The organism is Sinomonas humi, assembly GCF_000802235.1.
Taxonomy (GTDB): domain Bacteria; phylum Actinomycetota; class Actinomycetes; order Actinomycetales; family Micrococcaceae; genus Sinomonas; species Sinomonas humi.
In genome coordinates this window covers 1-6,414 of record NZ_JTDL01000122.1, presented here as the reverse complement: position 1 = coordinate 6,414, position 6,414 = coordinate 1, and the positions used below count along the sequence as shown (strand labels likewise).

At 65.0% G+C, this 6,414-nt stretch carries 8 protein-coding genes; 4 read left to right on the top strand and 4 right to left on the bottom strand.

Annotated elements, in window-relative coordinates:
• On the bottom strand, window positions 1–682 hold a 682-nt coding region (locus tag LK10_RS12225), incomplete at its 3' end, for a site-specific integrase (protein ID WP_197061925.1).
• A 463-nt stretch (window positions 683–1,145) separates the two neighbouring features.
• On the opposite strand from LK10_RS12225, the gene LK10_RS22645 reads away from it, so the two are divergent.
• From LK10_RS22645 to LK10_RS12210, 3 genes are all read left to right on the top strand, one after another.
• Window positions 1,146–1,889 (top strand): single-stranded DNA-binding protein, encoded by a 744-nt coding sequence (locus LK10_RS22645; RefSeq protein ID WP_231567753.1) that lies wholly within the window; start codon window positions 1,146–1,148, stop codon window positions 1,887–1,889.
• A gap of 92 nt (window positions 1,890–1,981) precedes the next feature.
• The gene (locus tag LK10_RS12215; RefSeq protein WP_043124069.1) at window positions 1,982–2,329 is read left to right on the top strand and encodes a hypothetical protein; all 348 of its coding nucleotides are present in this window, start codon (window positions 1,982–1,984) and stop codon (window positions 2,327–2,329) included.
• 8 nt (window positions 2,330–2,337) lie between these two features.
• A complete protein-coding gene (locus LK10_RS12210) occupies window positions 2,338–2,853 on the top strand; it encodes a hypothetical protein (protein WP_052207278.1) in 516 nt (171 codons plus the stop codon).
• 360 nt (window positions 2,854–3,213) lie between these two features.
• Here the strand turns inward: LK10_RS12210 and LK10_RS12205 are convergent, their stop codons facing one another.
• The gene (locus LK10_RS12205) at window positions 3,214–3,921 is read right to left on the bottom strand and encodes a hypothetical protein (RefSeq protein ID WP_043124067.1); all 708 of its coding nucleotides are present in this window, start codon (window positions 3,919–3,921) and stop codon (window positions 3,214–3,216) included.
• 892 nt (window positions 3,922–4,813) lie between these two features.
• On the opposite strand from LK10_RS12205, the gene LK10_RS12200 reads away from it, so the two are divergent.
• The gene (locus LK10_RS12200; protein WP_156144150.1) at window positions 4,814–5,374 is read left to right on the top strand and encodes a hypothetical protein; all 561 of its coding nucleotides are present in this window, start codon (window positions 4,814–4,816) and stop codon (window positions 5,372–5,374) included.
• Window positions 5,375–5,390: 16 nt separating this feature from the next.
• Here LK10_RS12200 and LK10_RS20910 read toward each other — a convergent pair whose 3' ends face one another.
• Together LK10_RS20910 and LK10_RS12190 are read right to left on the bottom strand one after the other, a co-directional pair.
• Window positions 5,391–5,816, bottom strand: coding sequence for a DUF6262 family protein (locus tag LK10_RS20910; RefSeq protein WP_052207277.1), 426 nt, complete (start codon window positions 5,814–5,816; stop codon window positions 5,391–5,393).
• Window positions 5,813–6,414, bottom strand: a 602-nt coding sequence (locus LK10_RS12190; RefSeq protein ID WP_156144149.1) for a site-specific integrase, incomplete at its 5' end; no start/stop codon positions are given. The genes LK10_RS12190 and LK10_RS20910, both read right to left, overlap by 4 nt.

Sequence of the window (6,414 nt, the reverse complement as noted above, 5' to 3'; positions counted from 1 at the left end):
CCGAGCTCTCGGCCAGGAGATGAAGGTCCTGCCGGAAAAGCGCCAAGGCCTCCCCGACGCGCAGCCCGGTGAAGAACAGCAGGTCGACCAGGAACCTGTCGCGGGAGGGCAGGCCGAGCGCCAACAGCTTCACCCTGTCGTGCTCGGATTCGATCCATTCGAGCGGTTCCTCTTCTTCCCGGCGTTTGACCTGCAGCTCGGGAACCTTCACCTGCCGGATACGTCCCTGCTCGCCGCCATAGAGCCCCGCGGTGATATAACGGGCCTCGTACACCACCCCGGACAGGCGCTGCCCGATCGCCCCGGACGCTTCAGCCCACCGGTAGAACTCGACCACGGCGGTCATCCACGCATTGATGGTTCCGGACTTCCTCGGCCTGGCCTCGCCATCGTAGGAGGAGCCAGGGGCGCCGAGCACCACCATCTTCCACTCGACGAGGTCAGAGAGCCCGACCCCTCGCCAGTCCCGTCTCGTGGCAGCCGACCAGGTCAGATAGGCGGCGACCCGGAACCCGTAGGCCCGGATCGTGTTGGGCGAGCGTCCAGCGGCGGCGAGGAACCGCAGCCATTCCGTGGCCTCGGCATGCAGGCCCCCGTCGGGGCCTTCCATGACCAGGGCGGTGCCGGCGCCCGATCGCAGCACGGCCCGGCTCAATCGAAAGGCAGAGGAAGGAATCGGCACGCTTCCATAAGTAGCCAGCATTGATGAAGGACTGCAGATGACCTTGTGAATGCGGAGTGATCAGCAGATGAATCGGCAGCGGGACTCGCGGAACGCACCCCCGAATACTTGCCATTTCCCACACAGAAATTGACGAAAATAGATCCTCGAAATAGCTGCCAAAGACCTTTTAATGCTTTGGATAAATGGTAGGATTTGAAGCAGCAGGTCATAGAACAGACGAACCAAACCAGACTGATACGAAACCAAGGACTGAAAATGACCCTATTTCCCCTGCGCTGCCATTCACCTCGCGCGCAATCGCAACGCACTGCCCCCATCGCCACGTGCATGACAGACGATCGGCACCCTCAGATAACGGTCGTCGTGGTCGACGACGAGAACCACTGGTCCGGGTTCCAGCCGCAGAAGATCGACGTGGTCGCCGCCGCGCTCGGCCGGACCGCCTGAGCGGGGGAGAGCGATGGAACCCCTCGAGGCGTGGGATGCCGCCTGGCTCGCCGGCGAACCCGTCCCCATGCCTGAACCGGACCGGCCGGCCGGGATCAGCCACCCCCAGATCCACGCCCTCCGGCATGCCGTCGAGCAGCTGCACGCCGCACGCTACTGGTCCCTCACCGACCCCGGCGTCGCTGCCGCGCACCGGGAGGCGATCGACAGGCTCGCCGACGAGCTCCGCCACCACATCCAGAACGAAACCACACCGGACACCGACACCAAGGAGAACGACATGGCAGGAGAGACCACCATCACCGTCATCGGCAACCTCACCCAGGACCCGGAGCTCCGCTTCACCCCGTCCGGGTCAGCGGTCGCGAACTTCACCATCGCCTCGACCCCCCGCAGCTACGACCGCCAGGCCAACGAGTGGAAGGACGGGGAGACCCTGTTCCTGCGCGCCTCGCTCTGGCGCGAGGCGGCCGAGAACATCGCCGAATCGCTCACCAAGGGCATGCGCGTCATCGCCCAAGGGCGGCTCAAGTCCCGCACCTACGAGACCAAGGAGGGCGAGAAGCGCACGGTCGTCGAGCTCGAGGTCGAGGAGATCGGCCCCAGCCTCCGCTACGCCACAGCCCGCGTGAGCCGAACCGAAGGACGCACCGGCCAGGACGCCGCCCAGCCCAGGCCAGCGCAGGAGGACCCGTGGGCCACCCCCGCCGCCTCGCAGGGGTGGGGGAGCGGCTCCGACACCGAACCCCCGTTCTGAGCTCCGAGGGGCGACAGCGCGACCGGGCGCCCCGCTGTCGCCCCCGCACCCTACGCTGTACCCAGCGCACACCCCACGCGAAGGAGCCCAGCATGAACGGAGACACCCCGCCCGTCGTCCAGGACGCCGACGCCGCCTACGAAGCCATCCGAGGGATCTGCCACGCCAGCGGAACAGACCCCGCCCCCACTGTGTACCGGGTGCTCGGCAACCTCAAAGGCGCCACCGGCCACATGCTCGACCAGGCCCTCCGACAGCTCGCCGCCGGCCTGGAGCACTCCCTGGAGGCCTACGACGTCTACGAGGACGACGGCCGGGACCCGGCCGAATCCGTCGCGGCAGCCGCAGGGCACCTGCGTGCGGCAGGGGCCCTGGCCGCCCAGCTGGGCGAACACCTCGAGGCAGCCCAGCAGGCCATCGCCCGACAGGGCTACCGGTAGGGAGGGGAATGAGCACGAGCACCCTCCCTAAGCCAAAGACGGCCAGGGCCGTCCTTGCCGCAGCCGGGCTCGCGCTCGTCCTCGCCGGATGTGCGATGCCCGGCCCCATGGCAGGGCCCACCGTGACAGGCGGGCAGGCCCCGGCGTCCTCGGCGACCCCGGGAAGACCCATCGGAGGCGGGAGCGGCCCGATCGTAGCCAAGGGGCACGGCTGGAGCGCAGGCGGCCTCGACGGGACGATCCCGGCTCCCGGCTCGTGCCATATGCGATGGACCGCCGAGAAGGAGCCCCTTCCGGATCCGAACTGCACGCGCGGGGCGGTGGACAGCGCCGTCTCGGCCTCGACCCTCACCAGCACGATCTGCCGGAAGGGCGGCTACACCTCCAGCGTGCGACCGCCGGCCTCCCTCACCGACTCGGCCAAGCGCCAGCTCATGGCCGCCTACGGCATCCCCGCCTCCGAGGCGTCCAAGTACGAACTCGACCACCTCTTATCCGGCGTCGTGACTGCCGATCTCGCGTAACTCCTCTTCGAAGGCGACTTGCCATTGCCGCTCACGCCGCTGACGAGAGCTATTCGCGCCGGGCGTAGTGAAGGGCCCGGATTGTCTGGCAAGCTCGATGTCTAGCTAGCCGAGCAAAACCCACGTGAGAGGGCGAGCATCGTCATCAACAACAAGGAGCCTCAACTCGTAACGACGCTGGCGTATTTCCCGCAGCACAAAGTGGCCGAGTCGAGCGGGCATCGATGCGTTCGATTCGCGAGACTGAAAGCGGGGTGCGTCGTTGGCGGACCGGCTGGCGCTACGGCCATTCAGGGCAGTCGAGTACGAGCGCTTGCAGTGCCGTGGGCGTCTCGATTCCGCGACGTGGCAGTGCGGCCATTAGGGGCGCTTGGCCAGCAGGCGATCTACGACTTGTACTGGCGATTCCTTATTCGGCACGAGGGTGATTGGTGATTGAAGGGTGGGGTTGTGGTCGAACTCGAAGACCACCGATTCGATCTGCCGCGAGCCGATCGCAGCCTGGAACTGGCTTGGTTCCACGGAGCGAAGGCTTGCCCAGGGAATTGCGCCGAGCTCAACGATCTTGCGCCCTCCGCGCCAGAAGCTCAGTCCATCGGGGCCGGCGACGACATCGACATCAAAACCTTTCATGTTCGCGCCCTTGAGCAGTGCGGGGGAGGTCACGAAGGAAGGTAGAAGCAGCCCGCTCCAGCCCATTGTGGCAATCGTCGCCCCGGGGTTGCGTTCCGCCACAAGGAGGCGACGCCGGCGCCGGTTGCGCTGGAAGACCATTAGCGCGACGGTCATGATGAGGCCGAAGATGAGGAAGCCCAGAACCATCGCCATGACGCCCAAAGTCGCGTCACCCAATCGGCGAATCCTGAGTATTTCTGCGGCCACGAGCGCGACGAACATGAGTGCGGACGCGAACAGGATCACCTTTACAGGAAGCGCCGGGGCACTCCTCGACGTGCTTTGTGCCGGCATGACGGGGACCGAATCAGCCTTCATCTTGCCCATGTCATGCCCGTAGTGGTGAATGTCCTGGTCGGGCTGCCGCCAAGGTCCTGACGGGTCCTCGGGCATCACGTCCCCCTCCCGAAATCTGCAAGGTTGTCCGCTAACTCTCTCAAGTCGCCTGACTGGCAACCCACACTTGCCTGTACTCGAATTTGCAGCTTGGGTGCACCCACGGCGACAGAGCTTCCCGCTCCCGGTACTCGCGGGCGCCGACCGGGAGCGGACTCTGACTACACAAGACCTCGCCAAGTCAAATCCCGCGGGAGATCTCCATATGGTCCACTCCCCAGCTTCTGTGTCCCGTGTACGGTCGTCCACGGGACATTCGCTCGGCGACCCGGCGACCCGGCAACCGCGGCGTGTCGTGTTCCATGATCCGTGTCCGCTCAGCGGCGGTGACGAGCTCCTCCCGCTAGTGCCCGAGCCAGTGCTGCGCAGCAGGACCGCGTTGTTCACCCCCACTTGACTATGGCAGCTTGATTCAGGACCGGTGTGACGGTTCGATTCAGGACCCCTTCTTGGGGGCGTGTAGATGTCGTGGCGGCGATCAGCCGCCTTCGATGACAGCTCCTACGAACGAGGTAGGGATTGCGCGGTGAGCAGGCTGTTTGGATCGAAAACTGCGCAATTCGCTTTCGCCGGCTTGGTCGCCACCGGGGCTTCGGTCGCCCTCGCACTGAACCCTCCGCCAGGACTCAAGACAGGGCCTCCCGGAAGTGGGGACCGCCGTAGCCACTGCTGCAGAGCACCAGCGGGGACGATGAGCGGCGATGACCCCACCAGCTGTCCGTCAGGGCAGCCGCCCGGGCTCAGCTCCGGAGTCTCTGACCCTCCAGCGATCCAGGGCGGGCACCTGACGCGACCAGAGCATGGTGCGCCCGGAAACGGATCGGTGACTGTCGGTGCAAAGAAGTAGCCTTCTGTCATCCGTCGAAAGGGGACGTCGAAGGTGGGTATCGTGAGCAATCCCTACGGAGTGGGAATGTCGGGCAAGGACGTGGTCGACCTCAAGGCGACCTGCGTGTGCTGCGGAATGGAATTCGCTTTCAAAGGCCCGCGCACCGCGCACGTTGTCCCGAAGCGCTGTCAACACTGTGGAGAGCACAAGCTCGACGGAAGCGCCGCAGAGCGCATTGCAGCCCTGGAGGACCATGCGACCAGTGCCCTCCGGCTAGCCCGGTCGGCGATGGACAAGGCACGCCAGTTCGCCAAGGACAAAGAGACCGCGCTCGAAGACCACAAGATGTCCCAATACCGGTCTTACCAGTCGCACAAGCGGCGCGAGTGGGCGGAGAAGATGCTCAGCGCGGTCATGGCCGTGCACACGGATTCAGAGTCCGACAGCACGTGTGAGTGCGGGCTGCTCGCACCGTGTCCGACTGTTCGGGCGGCAGAGGAGTTCGAACGGGAGCACCCGCATCCCGACTACTCCAGCTTTGTCTACGAGCCTCCCCGCGACCGCCCTGGGCATCCGCTCCACAGGCTCAGGCGACGGCTGGGGACGGAGCCGAGGTCCTGATCTCGATCAGCGTCGGTCAGGAACGCCTGGTCTTTTCACTGTCCTCAAGACGGCGGCGGAGGTGGAGCAGTTCTCCATGCGCTGCTTCGAGGGCGGCATGGAGCCTGTTTTTTTCGTCCTGGTGTTTCTTCCGCTCGACTTTCATCTGGTGCATGAGTCGGCGCACCAGAGGGCTGGCTGCTTCGGGCGCGTCTTCAGCTTCAGTCGCGTACGGTCTTGGTCTTCGCTGACTTCGTTTGCGGACTTCTTCGGCCCGCAGGCGGAGGACGGGATGGCGGTAGATGAAGTCGGTGGAGACAGCGGCGGCGGAAGCGATTGCGGCGATAGTGATCGGAATCTGGGCCTTCTCCGCTCTGGTGATCGCTTCTGCGACCGCTTCCTCGGCGGCCCGTGTGCGGCGCCGCGTGGCTTCGGCGAGGGGTTTGGAGTTGGTTCGGGTCAATTCTCCTCCTGTCGTCCCTGCGGGGATCCGGCTCCGCGCAGCGGGGTGAAGGTTCCGTCGGAGGTTCGCACCGCACTGATCGTGTGGAGGATCTTGGACAGTGCGTTCTTCTCCTGGAACCGGCCTTTGAGCCAGATGTTCTCCTGGCTCATGGGTTCTCCGAAGCGTGCCTCGTGTGCCTCCTGCCGTTCGGCGATTAGCCCGTCCGTGGCCTCCATTTGCTGCCTCAAGACTGGCTCGAAGCTCTCGTCGGTGACGAACTTTGTGCATGTCAGGCACGCGTTGCCTTTGTCGCATGTCTGCCGGGGCGGGAGGGTGCAGTAGCCGTGAGGGAGAACTCGGTCGGTGCGCTTAGACAGTGCGATGGCCTCGTACATCTCGTGCGGGTCCTGCTGGTATTCCCTGCCGTCTGTGGTGATCTTGCGGTAGCGCAGGAATTCTGCCTCGTGGGTCTTCGACAGGGTCTGCGCGTAGTGCATGAACATGTTGGCCGATTTGTGGCCCATGTAGCGCATCCCGACGTGGATGGGGACGCCCGAGTTGAGAAGGTCGGTGGCCTTGGTATGCCGGAACATGTGAGTTCGGGATAGCACGACTT

Excerpts from the sequence above, each read along its gene's own strand:
- LK10_RS22645 (WP_231567753.1), top strand. The coding sequence starts at position 1,146 with ATGGAACCCCTCGAGGCGTGGGATGCCGCCTGGCTCGCCGGCGAACCC.
- LK10_RS12215 (WP_043124069.1), top strand. The coding sequence starts at position 1,982 with ATGAACGGAGACACCCCGCCCGTCGTCCAGGACGCCGACGCCGCCTAC.
- LK10_RS12210 (WP_052207278.1), top strand. The coding sequence starts at position 2,338 with ATGAGCACGAGCACCCTCCCTAAGCCAAAGACGGCCAGGGCCGTCCTT.
- LK10_RS12205 (WP_043124067.1), bottom strand. The coding sequence starts at position 3,921 with ATGCCCGAGGACCCGTCAGGACCTTGGCGGCAGCCCGACCAGGACATT.